General features: G+C 68.8%; 15 protein-coding genes. 4 read left to right on the forward strand and 11 right to left on the reverse strand.

Features of this window, described 5'->3' with window-relative positions:
* Positions 1-59: 59 nt before the first annotated feature.
* The 6 genes from KTR66_RS07150 to KTR66_RS07175 all read right to left on the reverse strand — a co-directional run bounded on the left by KTR66_RS07150 (position 60) and on the right by KTR66_RS07175 (position 5765).
* The gene (locus KTR66_RS07150) at positions 60-1133 is read right to left on the reverse strand and encodes an ABC transporter ATP-binding protein (protein ID WP_213611873.1); all 1074 of its coding nucleotides are present in this window, start codon (positions 1131-1133) and stop codon (positions 60-62) included.
* Positions 1120-1914: an ABC transporter permease gene (locus tag KTR66_RS07155; RefSeq protein ID WP_213611874.1), complete on the reverse strand. Its 795-nt coding sequence runs from the start codon at positions 1912-1914 to the stop codon at positions 1120-1122. The genes KTR66_RS07150 and KTR66_RS07155 overlap by 14 nt, the downstream gene beginning before the upstream one ends.
* Positions 1911-2759 (reverse strand): ABC transporter permease, encoded by an 849-nt coding sequence (locus KTR66_RS07160; RefSeq protein ID WP_213611875.1) that lies wholly within the window; start codon positions 2757-2759, stop codon positions 1911-1913. Before KTR66_RS07160 ends, KTR66_RS07155 begins: the two co-directional genes overlap by 4 nt.
* Before the next feature lie 7 nt (positions 2760-2766).
* Positions 2767-3807 carry an ABC transporter substrate-binding protein gene (locus KTR66_RS07165; RefSeq protein ID WP_213611876.1) on the reverse strand — a complete coding sequence of 347 codons (1041 nt, stop codon included), beginning with the start codon at positions 3805-3807 and terminating at the stop codon, positions 2767-2769.
* An 87-nt stretch (positions 3808-3894) separates the two neighbouring features.
* On the reverse strand, positions 3895-4311 hold the full coding sequence (locus KTR66_RS07170; protein WP_213611877.1) for a RidA family protein: 417 nt from the start codon (positions 4309-4311) through the stop codon (positions 3895-3897).
* Positions 4311-5765 (reverse strand): 4-hydroxyphenylacetate 3-hydroxylase family protein, encoded by a 1455-nt coding sequence (locus tag KTR66_RS07175; RefSeq protein WP_213611878.1) that lies wholly within the window; start codon positions 5763-5765, stop codon positions 4311-4313. The genes KTR66_RS07170 and KTR66_RS07175 overlap by 1 nt, the downstream gene beginning before the upstream one ends.
* Before the next feature lie 91 nt (positions 5766-5856).
* On the opposite strand from KTR66_RS07175, the gene KTR66_RS07180 reads away from it, so the two are divergent.
* The gene (locus KTR66_RS07180; protein ID WP_213611880.1) at positions 5857-6804 is read left to right on the forward strand and encodes a LysR family transcriptional regulator; all 948 of its coding nucleotides are present in this window, start codon (positions 5857-5859) and stop codon (positions 6802-6804) included.
* On the opposite strand, the gene KTR66_RS07185 is transcribed toward KTR66_RS07180, so the two are convergent.
* Genes KTR66_RS07185 through KTR66_RS07195 form a run of 3 tightly spaced genes read right to left on the reverse strand, consistent with a single transcriptional unit; the run spans position 6777 to position 9351 of the window.
* Complete coding sequence (locus KTR66_RS07185; RefSeq protein WP_213611882.1) at positions 6777-7706, reverse strand: glyoxylate/hydroxypyruvate reductase A; 930 nt, start codon at positions 7704-7706, stop codon at positions 6777-6779. The two genes, KTR66_RS07180 and KTR66_RS07185, sit on opposite strands and share 28 nt — an antisense overlap.
* A complete protein-coding gene (locus KTR66_RS07190; protein WP_213611884.1) occupies positions 7694-8128 on the reverse strand; it encodes a type II 3-dehydroquinate dehydratase in 435 nt (144 codons plus the stop codon). Before KTR66_RS07190 ends, KTR66_RS07185 begins: the two co-directional genes overlap by 13 nt.
* Entirely contained in the window at positions 8125-9351 is a 1227-nt protein-coding gene (locus KTR66_RS07195; protein WP_213611886.1) for an amidohydrolase family protein, read from the reverse strand. Before KTR66_RS07195 ends, KTR66_RS07190 begins: the two co-directional genes overlap by 4 nt.
* Before the next feature lie 118 nt (positions 9352-9469).
* Here KTR66_RS07195 and KTR66_RS07200 point away from each other — a divergent pair, with 118 nt between their 5' ends.
* Positions 9470-10435 (forward strand): tripartite tricarboxylate transporter substrate binding protein, encoded by a 966-nt coding sequence (locus KTR66_RS07200; RefSeq protein ID WP_213611888.1) that lies wholly within the window; start codon positions 9470-9472, stop codon positions 10433-10435.
* Between the two features lie 66 nt (positions 10436-10501).
* Complete coding sequence (locus tag KTR66_RS07205; RefSeq protein ID WP_213611895.1) at positions 10502-12064, forward strand: ABC transporter substrate-binding protein; 1563 nt, start codon at positions 10502-10504, stop codon at positions 12062-12064.
* Positions 12065-12106: 42 nt separating this feature from the next.
* Here KTR66_RS07205 and KTR66_RS07210 read toward each other — a convergent pair whose 3' ends face one another.
* Positions 12107-13036, reverse strand: a complete 930-nt coding sequence (locus KTR66_RS07210; protein WP_213611897.1) for an AraC family transcriptional regulator — start codon at positions 13034-13036, stop codon at positions 12107-12109.
* A gap of 179 nt (positions 13037-13215) precedes the next feature.
* Here KTR66_RS07210 and KTR66_RS07215 point away from each other — a divergent pair, with 179 nt between their 5' ends.
* Entirely contained in the window at positions 13216-13527 is a 312-nt protein-coding gene (locus KTR66_RS07215) for a hypothetical protein (RefSeq protein ID WP_213611899.1), read from the forward strand.
* A 39-nt stretch (positions 13528-13566) separates the two neighbouring features.
* Here the strand turns inward: KTR66_RS07215 and KTR66_RS07220 are convergent, their stop codons facing one another.
* Positions 13567-18717 carry a Calx-beta domain-containing protein gene (locus KTR66_RS07220; protein ID WP_213611900.1) on the reverse strand — a complete coding sequence of 1717 codons (5151 nt, stop codon included), beginning with the start codon at positions 18715-18717 and terminating at the stop codon, positions 13567-13569.
* Between the last annotated feature and the right edge of the window lie 93 nt (positions 18718-18810).

The raw sequence follows: 18810 nt of genomic DNA on the forward strand, positions 1-18810 counted from the left end.
TGCCGGGGTGTCCGAGGGGCTGGCCCCTCGGTCCCACAGCGGAGTTTTTCAGCCGCCTGTCAGGCCGGAAAGGCCACCGGCCGCGCGCCGTCAAATCCAACACGCAAGGCGGCCCCCACCGGCCAGCGCGCCATCGCCGCCTGGCCCGGCAGGCGCAGCATGAGGCGCCCGGCCGCGCCGCATTCCACCACCAGCTCCGCGCGGTCGCCCAGATAGGCGCGGCTGACGACGATGCCCTCCAGGCCCTCCCCCGCCACGATCGGGTGCAGATCCTCGGGCCGCAGATAGACCGAGACGGCGGCCCCCGGCGCCGCACCGCCCAGCGTCTCCGCCGGCACGATGAAGGCGAGGCCCGCCGCCTCCACCCGCGCCTCGGCTCCATCGCGCGCGATCAGCCGCCCCGGCAGCACCGTCGCATCGCCGATGAAGCCCGCGACGAAGGGATGCGCCGGGCGGCCATAGATCACCTCGGGCGTGTCGAGCTGCAGGATGCGCCCCTCGGACATCACGGCCACGCGGTCCGACATGGACATGGCCTCGCCCTGGTCATGGGTCACGAAGATGGTGGTGACCCCGAGCCGTCGCTGGATCTCCTTCAGCTCCAGCTGCATCTCGGTGCGCAGATTGCGGTCGAGCGCCGAGAAGGGCTCGTCCAGCAGCAACAGGCGCGGGCGGATGACGAGCGCGCGGGCCAGCGCCACGCGCTGCTGCTGCCCGCCGGAGAGCTGCTTCGGCCGCCGGTCCGCCATGGCGGAAAGCCGCACCAGGCCCAGCGCCTCGGCCACGCGGGATGCTTCCTCCGATTTCGGCACGCCGCGCGCGCGCAGCCCGTAGCCCACATTGCGCGCCACATCCATGTGCGGAAACAGCGCATAGGACTGGAACACCATGCCGAGGTCGCGCTCCCAGACCGGGAGCGTGGTGACGAGTTTCCCGCCGATGAAGATCTCGCCGGCATCCGCCTCCAGGAAGCCCGCGATGAGGTTGAGCAGCGTCGTCTTGCCGCAGCCGGAGGGGCCGAGCAGCGTGATGAACTCGCCATCCTGGACCTTCAGCCAGGCCTCATGCAGCGCGGTGACGGCGCCGAAGCGCTTGGTGACGCCTTCGAGGCGCAGGGCATCAGTGGCGGCCATCTTCAGTCCCCAGGATGCGGCCAAGGCCAAGGAAGCGATTGGCGATGACGAGCAGGATGGTCGTCAGCAGGATGTAGAGCGCCGAGATCGCCGCCATCGAAGGGTCGGCATATTCGCGCACGTAGTTGTACATCGCGACCGGCAGCGTCTGTGTGCGTTGTGACGTGACAAACAGTGAGGCGGTGAATTCGTTGAAGGAGAGGATGGCGGCGAAGAGCCACCCACCCGCGAGGCCGGGTGCCAGGGCCGGCAGCGTCACCGTCCAGATCACGCGCCCCGGCTTCGCGCCGAGCGAGAGGGCGGCCTGCTCCAGCCGCGGATCGATGTTCTTCAGTGAGACATAGAGGCTGCGCAGCACGAAGGGCAGCACCAGCACCACATGCGCCAGGATCACCACGGGCCAGCCGCGCGACTGACCGATCTGCGCGGCCAGGATCAGCGCGCCGAGGCCGATGGTGAAATGCGGGATGGCCAGCGGCGCCAGCAACAGCGCCTCCAGCGTGGCCTTGCCGCGGAAGCTGTAGCGATCCATCGCATAGGCGGCCATGGAGCCGATCACGATCGAGATGGTGGAGGCGATGGCGGCGACGAAGACGCTATGCGCGAAGCCGATGCGGAAATCCTCGTAGTTCAGCGCGCGTTCGAACCAGCGCCAGGAGAAGCCCTGGGGCGGGAAGGCGATGATGGGCCGCGGCTCGAAGGCTGCGACGATGGCGACGGCGGCCGGCATGATCACGAAGGCCAGCAGCAGCAGCACCAGCAGGCGGAAGGCCAGGATCACGAGAGCCCCACCTTGTGCAGCGGCCTGAGCAGCAGCCGGAAGCCCGCGAGTGCGACGGCCGTCAGCACCAGCCCCGCGACCGAGAGCGCGGCCGCGAAGGGGAAGTTGAAGGAGGAGAAGCCCAGCGAGTAGACGAGGTTGGAGACCATGTTCACGCGCCCCCCGCCGATGAGCTGCGGCGTGGCGAAAGCGGAAAAGGTCCAGGCGAAGCCCGTGGTCAGCCCCGCGATGATCCCGGGCATGGAAAGCGGCAGGGTGACGGTGACGAAGACCCGCATCGGCTTCGCGCCCAGCGCCGCCGCCGCCCGCTCCAGGTCGCGGTCGATATGCGCGATGGCGGCGGCCAGCATGATGACCACCACCGGCAGCGTCACATGCACGAGCGCCACGACGACGCCGAGCCGCGTGAACAACAGCGGGATCGGCGCATCAATGACACCGAGCGCCATCAGCGTCCCGTTCACGAAGCCGCGATTGCCCAGCACGATGATCCAGGCATAGGTGCGGATCACTTCGCCCAGGAAGAGCGGCGTCACCGAGATGATCAGGATCGCCGATTTCACATAGGGGTTGCGCGCCCGCACCAGGGCGAGCGCCAGCGGATAGCCCGCCAGCAGGGCGAGGACCGCCGTCAGGAAGCAGAGCTTCACCGTGTCGTAGAAGACGCCCGCATAGAGCGGCTTCATCATCTCCCGGAAGTTCTGGAAGGTGAATCCGCCCGGCTGAAGCTCTCCGGGGATGAAGGCCAGGAAGGCGTATTGCAGCACCGCCGCCATGGCGAGCAGGAACCCCGCCGCGACCAGCGCGGCGGGAGAGATGAACCAGCCGAGGAAAGGACGACGCAAGCTGGTGTCAGCGCGCGATGATGTTTTCCTGGAACCAGCGGCGCCATTCATTCGTCTTTTCGGCGCGCAGGCGGTGATCAATGATCAGCGCCTGGGTGCGCCACTGCTCGGGCGTGGTGAAGACGCCGGGGAGTGCGGCCACCGCCGGGTCCAGCACCGCATTGGTCACCGTCGGGCTGCCCTTCTTGTCCGCCGCGATCGCCGCCTGGATCTGCGGATCAAGGCAGGTGTTGATGAACTGATAGGCCAGCTCCTGCCGGCGCGAGCCGCGCATGATGGAGACGCAGTCCACGCCCAGCACCGCGCCCTCGCGCGGGATGGCGAGGCGCACATTCACGCCCTGGGACGCCATGTGGTGCGCGTTCATCGAGAGGATGACCTGCACCGGCGTCTCGCCGCTCGCGATCAGCTGCTGGCTGTTCGCGTCATTCGTGTAGAAGGCGCGGAAATTGGGGCGCAGCGCACGCAGGCGCGCCTGGCCGCGCTCCCAGGTCGCCGCATCGCCGCCCTCGAGGATCGCCGAGACGACGATGATGTGGGAGGGGTCGAAATCGGGCGCCGCCAGCTTGTTCGCCATGGCGGGCGACCAGAGATCCGCCCAGGAGCCGAAGGTCATTCCGGGCACCAGGTCCGGCCGGTAGCCGATGGTGTAGACATAGGCCCAGGTGCCGATATGGCCCGGGCTGATCTTCGCCTGATCCACCAGATTCCGCGCATTCGGAATCTTCGACATGTCCAGCGTCTCGAACAGATTGTCGTTCTGATACAGCCAGCCGATATGCGAGGTGGTGAAGTTGAGATCGCTCTCGGGATTGCCACGGGCGAGGCGCGCGCGGTTCAGGCGGTCGATCGTGCCGCCCGTCTGGAACTCGACCGTGGCGCCGGTATCGGCGGTGAATTTCCGCGCGATGATGTTCTGCACCATGTCGCGCCAGGAGCCGCCCCAGACGGAGACGGAAATGCGGTTGGCCTGCGCATTGGCAATGGCCGGCGCCGCGAGGAGGCCTGCGCCCAGAAGCGCACCTTGGCGGCGGGTAACATGAACCATGAACCGTCTCCTTCTCCGATTGTGAGGTGGGTTAAGCAAGTGCCATGCCGCCGACGGGCGGCCTGACCAGGTCTCAACGCCACCCCGTCACGGGGAGGCGGGAATCTCCGCGATGATGTCGATCTCCATCATGTATTCGGGCTTGGCCAACCCGTTCACGATGATGCCGGTGCTGACGGGATAGACGCCCTTCAGCCACTTGCCGATCACGCGGTACACCGGCTCGCGATAGGCGCGATCGGTGATGTAGATCACGATCTTGCAGACATGGCTGAGGTCCGATCCCGCTTCCTTGAGCAGGATCTCGGCGCAGCGCATCGCGTTCTCGGCCTGGGCCGCGGGGTCGCCGATGCCCACGATCTGGCCGTCCAGGTCCATCGCCGTCTGGCCGCGCAGATAGACGGTGTTGCCGGCGCGCACCGCCATGCAGACGTCATTGTCGAGCGATTGCTCGGGATAGGCGTCCTTCGTGTTGAAGGGGCGGATGCGGGTATGCGTCGGCATCAGTGCGTCTTCCCGCCCATCACGCGGTCCGAGAGCTTCGCGCTGTTGCGCACGAAGTCGAGCGGGCCGGAGAAATCGAAGCTCTTGTAGACCGCGGCCAGGTGGTTGAAGTGCGGCGCCTGCGCGAATTGCACGAAAGCGAGGCGATGGCCTGCATAATCGCTGTTCAGCAGGTCCCGCGCGAAGGCCAGCAGCTTGCGCCGATCCTCCGCCCCCCAGTTCTGGTTCAGCGTGTAGAATTTCTGCAGCCAATTGCCCGCGCCGCCCTCGAACTGCACCGCATCGGGGGTCACGCAGATCTGCCCGCCGATCAGCTCGCGCGCCGCATGCATCATCACCGGCAGCTGCGAGCAGGCCAGCACGCGCCCGGCATAGAGAATGGACTGGTTGGGCATGAGCAGGCCGGCCGGTGAGCGCTCGGCCGTCGCGATGGCGGCCACGAGATGCGCGCGGATGCCCTCGCGATAGCAGACGAGGTCGGCCAGCTTCTCCTGCACCGATTGCAGCTTCTCGAGGCCGGTCTGCTTCGCATTCCACATGGCCGCGCCGATCATCATGTCGGCCACGTAGAGCACGCGCAGCACATAGGGGAAGGCGCTGTAGCGGTGCAGCGTGGCGCGCACCTGCTGCGCGGCGGCCGTGTGCCGGTAGAAGAACACATCCTCCCACGGGATCAGCACATCATCGAACACACACAGCGCCTCGACCTCGTCAAAGCGGGAGGCGAGGGGGATATCCGCCGGATTGCCCTTGGTGGCGAAGGGCGCGCGGCAGATATGCTTCACGCCGGGCGCGCCCATCTTCACGATGCAGCCGACGGCGTGGATGCTCTCCTTCTCATCGGTCCAGGCGCCGACGGTGGGCTTCAGATAGGCCTGGTCCGCATAGGCCGAGGCCGTCTCGAACTTGGCGCCGCGGATGATGATGCCGGCATCCGTCTCCCGCACCACGCGGATCATCATATCCGGGTCGCGCTGATCCACGGGCAGGGAGCGGTCGCCCTTCGGATCGGTGTTCGCCGAGACGTGGAAGATGTCCTTCTCCACCACGCGGCGGATATGGCGGTCGATATTGTCGGCGAAGCGCGGGTCAATCTGCGCCAGCACGTCGCGGCCATCCTGGAGTGACCACATCTCGCCCACCGTCTCATCGCCGAGGCGCGTGGCGACGCCGCCGATATCCTTCATCAGCAGGTCCACGCTGGCCCATTTGCGATGCCAGTCCTCCTGCGTCGTCGGCGGCTGCTGGAAGACGCTGTGCCGCTCATTGTTCTCGACGTAGGTCAGCGTGTCCTGGTGCTGCTCCTCATGCGCCATGTCGTACATGCGCGCCTTCACATCCACGATGGGCTTCAGCGCCGGATGGGTGGTGACGTCCTTCACGCGCTCGCCATCGATCCAGACCTCGCGGCCGTCGCGCAGCCCCTCGCGATACTGGTTGCCGGTCCGGATCATGCCAAAGCTCCCCTGGATGCGGGCCGCACCTTGCGGGAAGGGGAAGCATCGGGGAAATATCTTGTTCCGAGCTTTGGCATAGGAAAAGCCGATGCAGATCGCCAGCCTCTCGCTGCGCTCCCTGCGCTACCTGGTCGCGGTGGCCGATGCCGGCTCGGTCACCGGCGCGGCGCGGCGGATGCACGTCTCCCAGCCCTCGATCTCGGAGGCGGTGGCGGCGCTGGAGGCCGAGCTCGGCGTCGCTTTGCTGCTGCGCCACCACGCCCGGGGCGTGACGCTCACCCCCGCCGGCAGCCGCGTGGTGGCCGAGGCCCGCCTGCTGCTGCGCCACGCCGAGGATTTCGTCCATGCCGCCGCCTCGCTCGGCGCCGAAGCCGTGGGCGAGGTCTCCATGGGCTGCTTCCTCACCCTCGCGCCGCGCTACCTGCCGGCGCTGCTCGCCGGCCTGGGCCGCAACATCCCCGGCCTCTCGGTCCGCGTGGAGGAGGGCGACCATGGTGAGATGCTGGCGGGGTTGGAGGCCGGCCGCACCGAGATCGCGCTCACCTACGACTTCGACATGCCCGCCGGGCTGACCGTGACGCCCATCGCCCAGCTCGCCCCCGTGGCCGTGCTGCCCGCGCGGCACCCTCTCGCGCGCGGCGCCCGCGTGCGCCTGGCCGAGCTGGTGGAGGAGCCCTTCCTCCTGCTCGACCTGCCGCATTCGCGCGACTACTTCGCCGGCATCTTCCGCGCGGCGGGTCTCACGCCCCGCATCGCCTTCCGCTCCCGCAGCCAGGAGCTGCTGCGCGGCCTGGTGGGCAACGGATTGGGCTGGACCATCCAGAACGTCCAGCCCGAGAGCCCCTACGCGATTGACGGCACGCGGATCACGTCCCTGCCCTTGGACGCCGGCCTGCCCGCCGTGCGGCTGGTGCTCGCCGCCGCCCCAGGCCCCGCCAGCCGCCCGGCCGTGCGCGCGCTGGCGCGCTACATCGAGGCCGCCTTCCGGAAGGGCGGCGTCTTCGACGTTCAGTATCCCCGCCCCGGATCCACCTGATGCAGCGGCGCCTCGCCGCGCAGCACGCGGCGGATGCTCTCCGCCACATCGGCCGCCGCGGCTTCGGGGATGGTGATGGAAGCCAGATGCGGCGTGATCCGCACATTCTCCATCGCCCAGAAAGGGTGGCCGGCGGGGAGGGGGCTTTGCTGGAACACATCCAGCGTCGCCTCCGCGATATGCCCTGAGCGGAGGGCCGCCAGCAGCGCCTCCTCATCCAGCAGCGCGCCCCGCGCGACATTGATCAGGTTCGCCCCGCGCGGCATGCGCGCCAGCTCCGCCGTGCCGATCAGGCCGCGCGTGGCGGGCGTCAGCGGCAGCAGCATGACCAGCGTATCGGCCTCCGCCAGCGCCGTCGCGAAGCCATCCTCCCCATGCAGGCAGCGCACGCCGGCAATCTGCTTCGGTGAACGCGCCCAGCCCGTCACCGCATAGCCCATCGCGGCCAGCGCGGCGGCGGCGGCCCCGCCCAGCTCCCCCAGCCCCAGCACCGAGACGCGATGCGTGTGCAGCGCGCGCGGATGGATGTAGCGCCATTCCCCCGCCCGCTGCGCGCGCTCGAACAGGTGGAAATCGCGCGCATAGCGCGTCACCGCATAGGTCACGTAGCTGCACATCAGCTTGACCATGCCGGGATCGTTCAGGCGCGAGATCGGCAGCGGCGGCAAATCATCCCGCGCCACCAGCGCATCCACGCCGGCGCCCAGATTCACGACCAGGCGAAGATCGCGGAACCCCGCGAAGAACCCAGGCGGCGGCTTCCAGGCCAGGGCCGCCACCACCCCCTCCGGCGGCCCGCCGACCCGCAGCTCCAGCTCCGGCAGATGCGCCCGCAGCGCCCGCTCCCAGGCCACCGGGTCGTCATGCTCGGAATAGAAGGCCACCGGAATCACTTGCGGCATAAATCCACCATCGCCTGGATCGCGAGCTCATAGCCCAGCGGCCCCAGCCCGCAGATGCTCCCCACCGCCGCCTTGGACGTATAGGTCTTGTTCCGGAAGGGCTCACGCCGGTGGATGTTGGACATGTGCACCTCGATCACCGGCCCGTCGAAGGTCAGCAGCGCATCCATCACCGCGATCGAGGTGTAGGACAGCCCGGCCGCGTTGATGATCAGCCCCGCCGCCTCGCCCCGCGCCTGCTGGATCCAGGTGATGATCTCGCCCTCATCCTGGCTCTGCCGGAAATCCAGCTCCACATCCAGGCTCGCCGCCTTGCGCTGGCAGCGCGCCGCGATGTCGCCGAAATTCTCGCGCCCATAGGTGCCGGACGGATCCAGCCCATAGAGATTGGCGTTCGGCCCATTGATGAAGAGCAGCCTCATGCCAGCGTGTTCTTCACGAAGCGCCCGCCCTGCATGATCGCCGGCAGATGCGCGCCCTGTTCCGTCAGCAGCGCCAGATCCGCCAGCGGGTCGCCTTCCACGACGATCAGATCGGCCAGCGCGCCGGGTGCGACCACGCCGAGCCTTCCCTCCTGGCACAGCAGCTTCGCCGCATGGCTGGTGGCGCTGCGCAGGATCTCGGCCGCCGGCAGCACCTCGCGCCGGATCAGGAATTCCTCCGATTGCCGGCGATGCATCGGCCCCAGAAGATCGGTCCCGAAGGCCATCATCAGCCCCGCGCGCTGCATCCGCTCCAGCGATTCCAGCCCCGCGAGGCGCACATCATCGATCTTCGCCACGCTTTCGGGCCCGAGGCCAAGCGACGCCCCTTCCTCCTTCAGCGCCTGGTAGGTGACCAGCGTCGGGCAGGCGATCGCGCCCGCCGCCGCCGCCTCGCGCGCCGTGGCCTCGGTGATCAGGTTGCAGTGCTCCAGGCTCCGCACGCCGCAGCGCACGGCCCGCGCGATGGCGGCATCGGTGTAGAGATGCGCCGCCACATAGGTCTGCGCCATCTCGGCCTCTTCCACGGCCGCGCGCAGCTCGCTCTCGGAGAAGCCGAAGAAGGCGATGGGATCGGAAGGGGAGGCCACGCCGCCATTGGCCATGAGCTTGATATAGTCGGCGCCGCCCTTGATCTCCTCGCGGGCTGCGCGGCGCACCTCATCCACGCCATCCACCAGCCGCCCGAGCGAGCCGAGGCGGTTCGCGAAGAAGCCGAAATCCCGCGTATCGGCCCGCCCCCGGAAGTCGCAATGCCCACCGGTCTGGGAGAGCGCCTTGCCGCACATCGACAGCCGCGAGCCGGTGAAGAGGCCTTCCTCCCAGGCCATGCGCAGCCCGAGCGTGGCGCCGCCCAAATCCCGCACCGTGGTGAAGCCGCGCATCAGCATCTCATGCATCAGCTTGCCGGCGCGGTAGGCCACGACGGCATCCGGCAGCATCGCATTGGCCGCGATGTTCGCGAGCGAGGCCACCACATGCACATGGGCATCAATCAGCCCCGGCATCAGCGTCCGCCCCTTGAGATCCACCCGCCTGGCAGTCACGCCGATCGGCCGGTCGGAGACCTCCCGGATCACCTCGCCCTCCACCAGCACCGACATGCCGGGCATGGAAGCCTCGGCGAAGCCGTCCCACAGGCGCGCATTTTCGAACAGGATCATCAGGGGCCCTCCGTGGGGTCACTCAAGACGCTTCGGGCCCCCCTGTGAAGCGGGAACGCCCTTGCATCCGGCCCCGTATCGGATGCATGACGGCTCGTTCATGATTTGGAGAGCTTCGATGCTGACCCGCCGCGCCACCCTGCTCGCCACGCCGCTGCTCGCCACGCCCGCCTTGGCGCAGGGGAACTTCCCCGACCGCCCCGTCCGCATGCTGGTCGGCTTCGCCGCGGGTGGCCTGACCGACGTGACCGCCCGCGCCCTGGCCCAGGGCATGAGCGAGGCGGTGGGCCAGCCCGTGGTGGTCGAGAATCGCCCGGGTGCGGCCGGCAACCTCGCCACCGAGCAGGCGGCCCGCGCGGCCCCCGATGGCTACACCCTGCTCATGGCCTATTGCGGCCAGGTCACCATCAACCCGCACACCTATGGCAACCTGCCGATCGACCCGCTGCGCGACCTGACCGGCATCACCCGCGTCTCCCGCACCGATGTCGCCCTGGTGGCGCATCCGAGCTTCCCGGCCAATGACCTGCAAGGCGTGATTGCCGAGGCCCGCCGCCAGCCGGGCGCGCTGAACTACGCCACCGCCGGCAATGGCAGCCTGCTGCATGTGATCGGCGAATTGCTGCAGCGCCGCACCAACATCCAGATGCAGGGCGTGCATTTCCGTGGCAGCGCCGCCGCCATCCCCGAAGTGCTGGCCGGCCGCATCCCGCTGCTGATCGACCCCGTGCCCACCATCGCGGAACATGTCCGCGCCGGCCGCCTCAAGGCGCTGACCGTCTTCGCCGAGGCGCGCAGCCCGCTGCTGCCCAATGTGCCGACCGCGGCCGAAAGCGGCCTGCCCGATTTCGCCTTCGACAATTGGTTCGGCCTGCTCGCCCCCTCCGCCACGCCGCCCGCCCTCATCGAGCGCCTGTCCGCCGTCGCCGGCCAGGTGCTGCGCCAGCCCGCCATGGTGGAGCGCATGACGGGGCAGGGGATCATCCCGGCGCCGACCACGCCCGCCGAGGTGCAGCGCCTGCTGGCCAATGAATCCCGCGTCTTCGGCGAGGTGATCCGCGCCGCGAACATCCGGGCCGACTGATCCAACTGGACAGGCCCCGGCCTGACCAGCATGTTGCTCCACCGTCATTTCCTGGGAGAAACCCAAATGCGCAAATTCTCTTGGCGCGCCGCGCTCCTCGGCGGCGCCCTCGCCCTCGCCAGCCTCTCGCCGGCGGGTGCCACGACCTTCACCTGGGCCACCGCGAACGACATCCTGGGCCTCGACCCGCATGCCAACAACCATGGCGTCACCAACGCCATGAAGAGCAACATGTATGAGCCCCTGGTCCGCCGCGAGGCCGATGGCTCGCTGCGCCCGGCACTCGCCGAGCGCTGGGAGACGCCGAGCCCCACCACCTGGCGCTTCCACCTCGTGCGCGGCGTGCGCTTCCATGGCGGCCAGCCCTTCACCGCGGCCGATGTGCTCTACAGCCTGGAGCGCGTCCGCCAGAACGACATGGCCTATACCGTCGCCTCGATCACCGGCGCGCGCGCCATTGACGATCACACGGTGGAGTTCGACACGCGCGGCCCCAACCCCATCCTGCTGCAGGACCTCACGCTGTTCTTCATCATGAACCGCGCCTGGATCGAGCAGAACAACGCCTTCGCCGTGGCCCGCGCCGGCCAGGCGGGGGCCACCAACAGCTTCGTCCAGCTCAACGCCAACGGCACCGGCCCCTTCCGCCTGGTCGAGCGCCTGGCCGATGAGCGCACCGTCCTCGTCCCCAACCCCGATTACCGCGAGCGGCTGGACCACGGCATCACCCGCGCCGTCTTCCGCCCCGTGGCGAGTGCGCCGACGCGCGTGGCGGCCCTGCTGAGCCGCGAGCTGGACCTCATGTACCACGTGCCGCTGCAGGACATCCCGCGCGTGCAGAACGCGCCCGGCATCCGCCTGATCCAGGGCCCGACGGCGCGCACCATCTACCTCGCCATGGATGTGACGCGCCCCGAGAGCCTGGAGGCTCCCGGCACGCCGAACCACATGCGCGATGTCCGCGTGCGCCGCGCCATGTACCAGGCGATCGACATGGAGACGATCCGCCGCGTCGTGCTGCGCAACTCCACCACCGCGGCGGGCCTGCCCATCGCGCCGCCGGTCGGCGGCTTCGACGCCGAGGCCAATCAGCGCTTCCCCTTCGACCTCGAGGCCTCGCGCCGGCTGCTGGCCGAAGCGGGTGCGACCAATTTCCGCGTGGCCCTGGGCTGCCCCAACAACCGCTACGTGAATGACGAGGCGATCTGCCAATCCGTCGTCGCCATGCTGCAGCGCGCCGGCATCCAGGCTCGCCTGGACGCCATGCCCTTCGGCCGCTTCCTGCAGCGCGGCGCCAACCGTGAGTTCCAGTTCTGGCTGCTGGGCTGGACGCCGGGCAATTTCGACATCACCAACCCGGGGCGTGAGCTGCTGGGCGAGGGCAGCTTCAACTGGGGCGGCTTCCAGGATGCCGAGATGGCGCGCCTGCTGGGCGAGATCAGCGTCGAGTCCAACCAGACCCGCCGACAGGAACTGGCCCGTGCCTACTGGGCCCGCTTCCGCGAGCTGGTGCCGATGATCCCGCTGCACCAGGAGCCGCAGATGTTCGGCGTGCGTGAGACCGTGGCCGACTTCCAGATGCGCGTCTCGGAAGACCTGGAGCTGCGCGGCGTCCGCATGCGGCGCTGACCTGCTCCGGGGGGCCTTGCCCCCCGTCACGCCGGGCGCGTGCTACCCGCGCGCCCGGCGCCAGGCGCCGGGCGTCATGCCCAGCCGCCGGCCGAACAGCGCCGTGAAATGGGCCTGGTCGGCAAAGCCGCAAAGCTGCGCGATCTCGGCGAGCGGCAGGTCGCGATCTTCCAGATACTCCTTGGCCCGCTCGATCCGCCGTGTCGTCACATGGGCGCGCGGCGTCTCGCCCATCGCCGCCTTGAAGGCGCGGCTGAAATGGTGCGGCGAAAGGCAGGCGACGGCCGCGAGTTCCGTCAGCCCAAAGGATTCCGAGAGATTGGCCTCGATCCAGTCCAACACGGCCCTGAGGCGCGGCTGCGCCAGGGGCCGCACCTCGGGCTGGCTCGCGCTGCGCGGACGGCGCAGCCGCAGCATCATGGCGACCAGCGCCATCGCCGCCCCCTCGCTGAACAACCTGCCATGCGGATTGTTCTCGGCCGCCTCGGCCCAGATCAGTTCCATCAGGCGGGCGATCGCGGGCGCGCGAAAGCTGCCATGGTGGAGCGCGCCGAAATCGGGTGCGGCGCCATCCGGCCCGGCCGCACCCTGCATCAATTCCGTGACGAGCCGCGCCGGGAGGGAGAGGAAGCTCTTCTGGTGCGGCCCGTCCATCGCGAAATGCGTCGCAACCCCAGGCGGCTTGAGCACAAGGTCGCCCGGACGAAAGGGCAGGCTGTGCCGGCCCGCGCCGATGTCGAAGACCATCCGCCCCCGCCCGCGCTCATTGATGGCCAGGGTGTAGTCCGCGGTCGGAGGGTCGGGGAAGGCGCCGGCCGGCTGCCGGAAACGCACCAGCGCCAGGGGGGCCATGCCGATCCGCCGGTGCGCCTGCAGGAAGCGGGCATAGCAACCATCGCCATAGACATCAGCGAGGCTGGCGAGCGCGGTTTCGGTTGCCTTTGGGGCGGGGAGGGACGGGGGCGCGACCATGCTCCTGCTACGGCGAAACTCCCGATTTGGTTACTCGCCTATCTCGCGCCGCTTTCCGCACGGGGCCAACAGGCTTCCGCGCGAATCTCCAAGAAGAAGCATGGCCGGCGCAAGCAGTCTCTGCGCAGGGGCCCTCCGGCCCCCCTCGGTTGAGGAAGAACAAGGCAGGAGCCATCAACATGACAAGCTCATCCAACCTCCGGCGCGCGGTGCTTTCCTCAGGCCTCGCCCTTCTCGCTCTCGGCATGGCCCATGTCGCCCGGGCCGAGGGCGAGGGCACGGCCAACTACATGCCCGATCGCGTGGCCGAGATCCTCATGGAGCAGGCGCGCGCGGCCGGCATGCGGACCTGCGAGGCGGTGCTGGTGCCGATCGGCAATGACGGCACCTACCGCCTGACCTATCGCGTGGTGCGCCCGGGCCAGCCCGCCGTGGCCCGCCCCGCCAATGCGATGACCGCCGTGGTGCAGAGCGGCGGCTGCCCTGGCTGACGGGCGTGGCCGGGGCGCCGCACGCCCCGGCCCTTCGCCTCAGCTGAACAGGAAGTCGCTGGCCGAGAGCTGGCTCGCGCTGGTGAGGCCGGTGAGCGCGATGGTGATCTCGGCCGTGCCGTCGCCATTCACATCCACCAGCACCTGGCCCGCCTGCATCCGCGCCTCGCTGTTGTCGCTGCCGCCGGTGAAGGCGCCGGTGCCGAGCCAGGCGAAGCGGCCCACCGCCGGGGCGGCGATGACCAGCAGGTCACCCTCCGCCGCGCCGCCATCCAGCGTGTTGAAATCGGTGACGCGGTCCGTGCCCGCCTGGCCGGGCGAGAAGAAGAAGCGGTCCGCGCCCGCGCCGCCGGTCAGCAGATCCGCGCCCGCGCCGCCGGTGAGCGTATCCGCCCCCGCCGTGCCGGTGAGGACGAGCCGCCCATTGGCGCCCGCCGCCGGGTCGTCATCGATGATCGTGGCCTGGCCCGTGCCATCGGCGATGGTCGCGCGCTGCGGATTGCTCAGCACCAGGCGGAAGCCCTCATTCGCCTCATCCAGCGCATCGCCCCGGATCGCGATGGTCACGGTCTTGCTCTGCTCGCCGGGTGCGAAGGTCAGCGTGCCCGAAGCCGCGACGAAATCGGCATCGGTGGCCGTGCCGGCGACGGTCGCGTAATCCACCGTGACGGCGGTGGTGGCGGCGGCCGAGAGGCGCACCTCGAAGCGCGCCAGCGCGCCCCCGGCGGCATCGTCCAGCAGCTCGAAGGCGAGCGGGCGCAGATAGTCCATCTTGTTCTCGTGCACGCTGCGCCAGTCATCCTTCAGGATGCCGCCGGTGTCGCCCGAATTGGGGTTCCAGGACCAATAGGTCCAGCTGATGCCCTGCTGCCCGGCGGCCAGGTCATTCGTGCCGTTATTGTCGAAATCGCCCGAGAGATAGGAGGTGATCGCCTCGAACCAGGGCGCATCCTTCGGGTCCTGCAGCTTGGTGCCGAATTCGCCGATATAGACCGGCGCAATCCCCTCCCGGAAAATATAGCCCCACATCTGGTCGAACTTCGCCGGCAGGTTGGCCGGGAAATCCGGCCCCTGGAACCAGGGCTGGGCGTAGATCGAATTCGGATAGTCATGCGCCGAATAGACGAGCTTTCCCGCCACATCCAGCTCGATCGGCCGGTCGCGCACGCCCATCAGGTTGCCGCCCCACCAATAGGGCGTGCCCTCGTAGCTGCCGACACCTTCCACGAAGATCAGCCAGTTCGGGTTCACCTCGCCGATGGCATTGCCCGCGCGCTCGGCCGCCGCCGCCCAGTCGCGTGCGCCGCCGCCGCCCCAGGTGCCAGCATGCGGCTCATTGTGCAGGTCCGCGCCGATCACCGTCGGGTCATCGGCATAGCGCGCGGCGAGCATCTTCCAGTCGGAGATCCAATCCGCCTCGCTGTAGCGGGAATTGTACCAGAGCCCGTTTTCCGTCGCGCCATTGCCGGCATCGCTGCGGTGATGGTCGAGGATGATGCGCAGCCCGATCTCGCCCGCATAGGCCACGATCTTGTCCATCACCTGCAGCGGCGTGAGGCCGCGCAGATCCGGATTCTGATTGTAGTCGATGCCCAGCGCCTGGCCGGTCGCGTCCAGCATCTCGCTGGAGAAGGGCAGGCGGATGGTGTTGAAGCCCAGCTCCACCATCTGCTCCATCATCTCCTTGTAGGAGCGCGTCCAGAGCCCGTTCGCGGACATGTTGTTGCCCTCGAAGCCGAACCAGTTCACGCCGCTGATGAGCACGCTGTTGCCGGCCGAATCCACGATCTGGTTGCCCTTCGTGCTGAGCCAGCCGGTGGTGGCGATGAGGTCGCCCTCCTGGATCGAGGCGTCGCTCACCGTGATGCGCGGCAGGTCGTCATTCTGGATGGTGCCCGTCCCCGTGCCGGTGCGGATCGTGGAACCGCTGGGGGCGGAGAGGATGAGGCTCAGCGTCTCATCCGCCTCGATCGCGGTGTCGCCATTCACGGTGACGGTGACGCTCTTGCTGGTCTCGCCCGCCGCGAAGGTCAGCGTGCCGGTCCGCGCCGCATAGTCCGAACCCGCTGTCGCGGTGCCATTGGCGGTCGCGAAATTGACGCTGACCGGCGTGGCGCTGGCCTGGGAGAGGGTGACGGTGAAGGTGAGGCTGCCCGTCCCGCTCGCCCCTTCGTTCACGGACGCATTGCCGACGGAGAGCGTGGGCAGGCTCGGCGCCGCATCATCATTGCGGATCGTGCCCACCGCCGCGCCATCGCCGATGCTGGCCCCCTGCGCGCCGGAGAGGGTGAGGTTCAGCGTCTCATTCGCCTCCACCGCCGTATCGCCGCGCACCGCGACGGTGATGGTCTTGCTGGTCTCGCCCGCCGCGAAGGTCAGGCTGCCGGTCTTGGCCGTATAGTCCGAACCGGCCGTCGCCGTGCCGTCCGACGTCGCGTAGTTCACCGTGACCGGCGTGGCGCTGGCCTGGGAGAGCGTCACGGTGAAGCTCATGTTGCTGGTGCCGCTGGCGCCCTCGGCCAGGCTCGCATCCGCGATGGAGAGGCTGGGCGTGGAGGGCGTCGGCGTCCCGTTCAGGATCAGGCCGCTGACCGCACCGCTCGGCCCGCCCGCGCCCTGGAAGCCGAAGCTCGTCTCGCCACCCGGATTGACCTTGCCGTTGTAGCTCTGGTTGCGGATCACGTAGTGGTTGCCGACATGGCTGACGATCACGGCATTCCAGATATTCGTGATGGTGAAGGGCGCGTCGAATTCGGCCGTCCAGCCATTCAGCGCGGCCGGGCCCGCGGTGACGGTGATGGCGGCGGTGAAGCCCGCGCCCCAGTCGCTGTTCACCTTGTAGGCGAGGCTGGCAGCGCCGGGCGTGGGCGCCACATCGTCATTGGTGATGGTGGCGGTGGCACTGCCATCGGCGATGGTGGCCCCCGTGGCGTTGCTGAGATTGACGGTGAAGGCCTCATTCGCCTCCACCGCGGTGTCCCCCGCGATGGTGACCTGGATGGTCTTGCTGGTCTCGCCCGCCGCGAAGCTGAGCGTGCCGGTCTTGGCCGTATAGTCCGAGCCCGCCGTCGCCGTGCCATTGGCCGTGGCATAGGCGACGGTCACCGGCCCGCTGGCGGCGGCCGAGAGCGTCACCGTCAGGTTCATCACCTTCGTGCCGGCATTGCCCTCGGCGATGCTCGCATCCGCGATGGCGAGGCTCGGCAGGGTGGGCGCCACATCGTCATTGGTGATGGTGGCGGTGGCGCTGCCATCGGCGATGGTCGCCCCCGTGGCATTGCTGAGATTGACGGTGAAGGCCTCATTCGCCTCCACCGCCGCATCGCCCGCGATGGTGACCTGGATGGTCTTGCTGGTCTCGCCCGCGGCGAAGGTGAGGGTGCCGGTCTTGGCCGTATAGTCCGAACCGGCCGTGGCCGTGCCATTGGCGGTGGCGTAGCTCACGGTCACCGGCCCGCTGGCGGCCGCCGAGAGCGTGACCGTCAGGTTCATGACCTTCGTGCCGGCATTGCCCTCCGCGATGCTCGCATCGGCGATGGCGAGGCTCGGCAGCGCGGGCGCCGCGCTATCGTCATTCACGATGGTGACGATGCCGATGCCATCCGCGATGGTCGCATTGGTCGGATCCGAGAGGCGGATGCGGTAGCTCTCCGTCGCCTCCACCAGCCGGTCACCATTGATATGGGCGTGGATGGTCTGCGTCGTCTCGCCCGGCGCGAAGGTGACGAGGCCCGACAGCACCTCGTAGTCCACGGGGCCATTCGCCGTGATGTCCTCGCTGGTGTAGCGCACCGTCACCGGCACGGTGGAGGCCTTGGAGAGCGTCAGCACGATCCGCATATGGGTGAGGTCCGCATCGCCCTCGTTCGTGCTGTAGTCCACGATGGAGATGCTGGGCGGCGTCGTGGGCGCGGGGTCCACGTCATTGTCGCGGATGGTGCCCGTGGCGCTTCCATCCAGGATGGTCGCACCCCGCGCGCCCGAGAGCTGCACCGTCATGGTCTCGGTCAGCTCGGTGAGGCGCTCGCCCAGCACGGCCACGCTGAAGGTCTTGCGGATCTCGCCGGGCGCGAAGGTGACGCTGCCGACGGCGGAGGTGAAATCCTCCCCGGCCCGGGCGCTCCCGGCCAGCGTGGTGTAGCCCACGCTCACCTCCGTGCTCGCGGCCTGGGAGAGGGTGACGGTGAAGACCAGGTTCACCGTGCCGGCATCGCCCTCCACCACCTCCGCATCGCTCACGGAGAGTCCGGGCAGGGAAGGGGCGGCATCCAGCGCGGCCTGCCATTCGGCGCGCAGCCCCGGGTCGCGCGCCACGATGTTGGTCATCTCGAGCGCGCTGAGGCTCACGCCGGTCAGCGTGTAGCTCTGCTTGTTGCCGACGATGGTGATGACGGTGGAGCCGCCCACCTCCGTGATCTCGATCTCGGGCGCCTTGAACCAGCCGAAATCCAGCTTGTCCGCCGCCGGGTCGAAATCGAGCCGCGCGGCCACGCCGTAATCCCAGTCCAGCGTGAAGGTCTCGCCCGTCACACCGCTCGGCGGGCTGCCGCTGCCCACCCCGGTCGGCCAGGCATTGGTGCCCGCGATGGGCAGGCCCTGCGGCACCACCTGGCTGTCCGGCACCACGGGGAAGCCCAGCTGCAGATGCACCCGGTCCTCCCGCACCTCGGCCGGGTAGAAGATGAAGTTGCTGACGGTGAGCTGCGCCTTCGTGACACCCAGCAGGATCAGCGCCTGGCCGGTGCCGGCATTGGAGATGATGACGCCCTCAGCGCCATCGGTCATCGAGATCTGCTCGCGCGAGCCGTAGTAGCGGAAATCCACCTTGTCGGTGGCCGGGTTGAAGGCGACCTTGTCGATCTGCCCCAGCTCATGCGAGCGTGCATAGACGGTGTTGGGCGCGGCCGTGATGCCCTGCTCCCAGGCCAGCGCGCCGCTCAGGCATTGGCGCAGATGGTCGTTCTCGATCGGCGTGAAGCTGTCGATGGTGAGCTGGCCGAGCGAGACGCCCTGGATGATGATCGTCTCGCCCGACCAGGGGTCCATGAAGCCCACCCCGGCCGCGGTATCCACGACGATGAAGTTGTGCACGGAGACGCCGCCGAAATCGAGCTTGTCGCGCGCGGGGTCGAAGCCGGTGATGTCGGCGGCGCTGGTGCTGACGGCGAAGATGCGTCCTTCGGTGGCCATGGGGGTGCTCCTGTGCAGGCGAGTGGCAGGCGTATCGCACCGCTATTGCCCTGGATCGTCGCGGCCGGGCGCGCCAATCGATGAAGCCGGACG

Origin of the sequence: Roseococcus sp. SDR (genome assembly GCF_019083995.1) — a bacterium.
Taxonomy (GTDB): Bacteria; Pseudomonadota; Alphaproteobacteria; order Acetobacterales; family Acetobacteraceae; genus Roseococcus.

What these genes read in the sequence shown, in the direction of transcription:
- KTR66_RS07185 (WP_213611882.1), bottom strand. Translation starts at nt 7,706, where the DNA reads ATGCCGCAAGTGATTCCGGTGGCCTTCTATTCCGAGCATGACGACCCG.
- KTR66_RS07190 (WP_213611884.1), bottom strand. Translation starts at nt 8,128, where the DNA reads ATGAGGCTGCTCTTCATCAATGGGCCGAACGCCAATCTCTATGGGCTG.
- KTR66_RS07150 (WP_213611873.1), bottom strand. Translation starts at nt 1,133, where the DNA reads ATGGCCGCCACTGATGCCCTGCGCCTCGAAGGCGTCACCAAGCGCTTC.
- KTR66_RS07205 (WP_213611895.1), top strand. Translation starts at nt 10,502, where the DNA reads ATGCGCAAATTCTCTTGGCGCGCCGCGCTCCTCGGCGGCGCCCTCGCC.
- KTR66_RS07215 (WP_213611899.1), top strand. Translation starts at nt 13,216, where the DNA reads ATGACAAGCTCATCCAACCTCCGGCGCGCGGTGCTTTCCTCAGGCCTC.
- KTR66_RS07165 (WP_213611876.1), bottom strand. Translation starts at nt 3,807, where the DNA reads ATGGTTCATGTTACCCGCCGCCAAGGTGCGCTTCTGGGCGCAGGCCTC.
- KTR66_RS07210 (WP_213611897.1), bottom strand. Translation starts at nt 13,036, where the DNA reads ATGGTCGCGCCCCCGTCCCTCCCCGCCCCAAAGGCAACCGAAACCGCG.
- KTR66_RS07220 (WP_213611900.1), bottom strand. Translation starts at nt 18,717, where the DNA reads ATGGCCACCGAAGGACGCATCTTCGCCGTCAGCACCAGCGCCGCCGAC.
- KTR66_RS07175 (WP_213611878.1), bottom strand. Translation starts at nt 5,765, where the DNA reads ATGATCCGGACCGGCAACCAGTATCGCGAGGGGCTGCGCGACGGCCGC.
- KTR66_RS07195 (WP_213611886.1), bottom strand. Translation starts at nt 9,351, where the DNA reads ATGATCCTGTTCGAAAATGCGCGCCTGTGGGACGGCTTCGCCGAGGCT.
- KTR66_RS07170 (WP_213611877.1), bottom strand. Translation starts at nt 4,311, where the DNA reads ATGCCGACGCATACCCGCATCCGCCCCTTCAACACGAAGGACGCCTAT.
- KTR66_RS07200 (WP_213611888.1), top strand. Translation starts at nt 9,470, where the DNA reads ATGCTGACCCGCCGCGCCACCCTGCTCGCCACGCCGCTGCTCGCCACG.
- KTR66_RS07180 (WP_213611880.1), top strand. Translation starts at nt 5,857, where the DNA reads ATGCAGATCGCCAGCCTCTCGCTGCGCTCCCTGCGCTACCTGGTCGCG.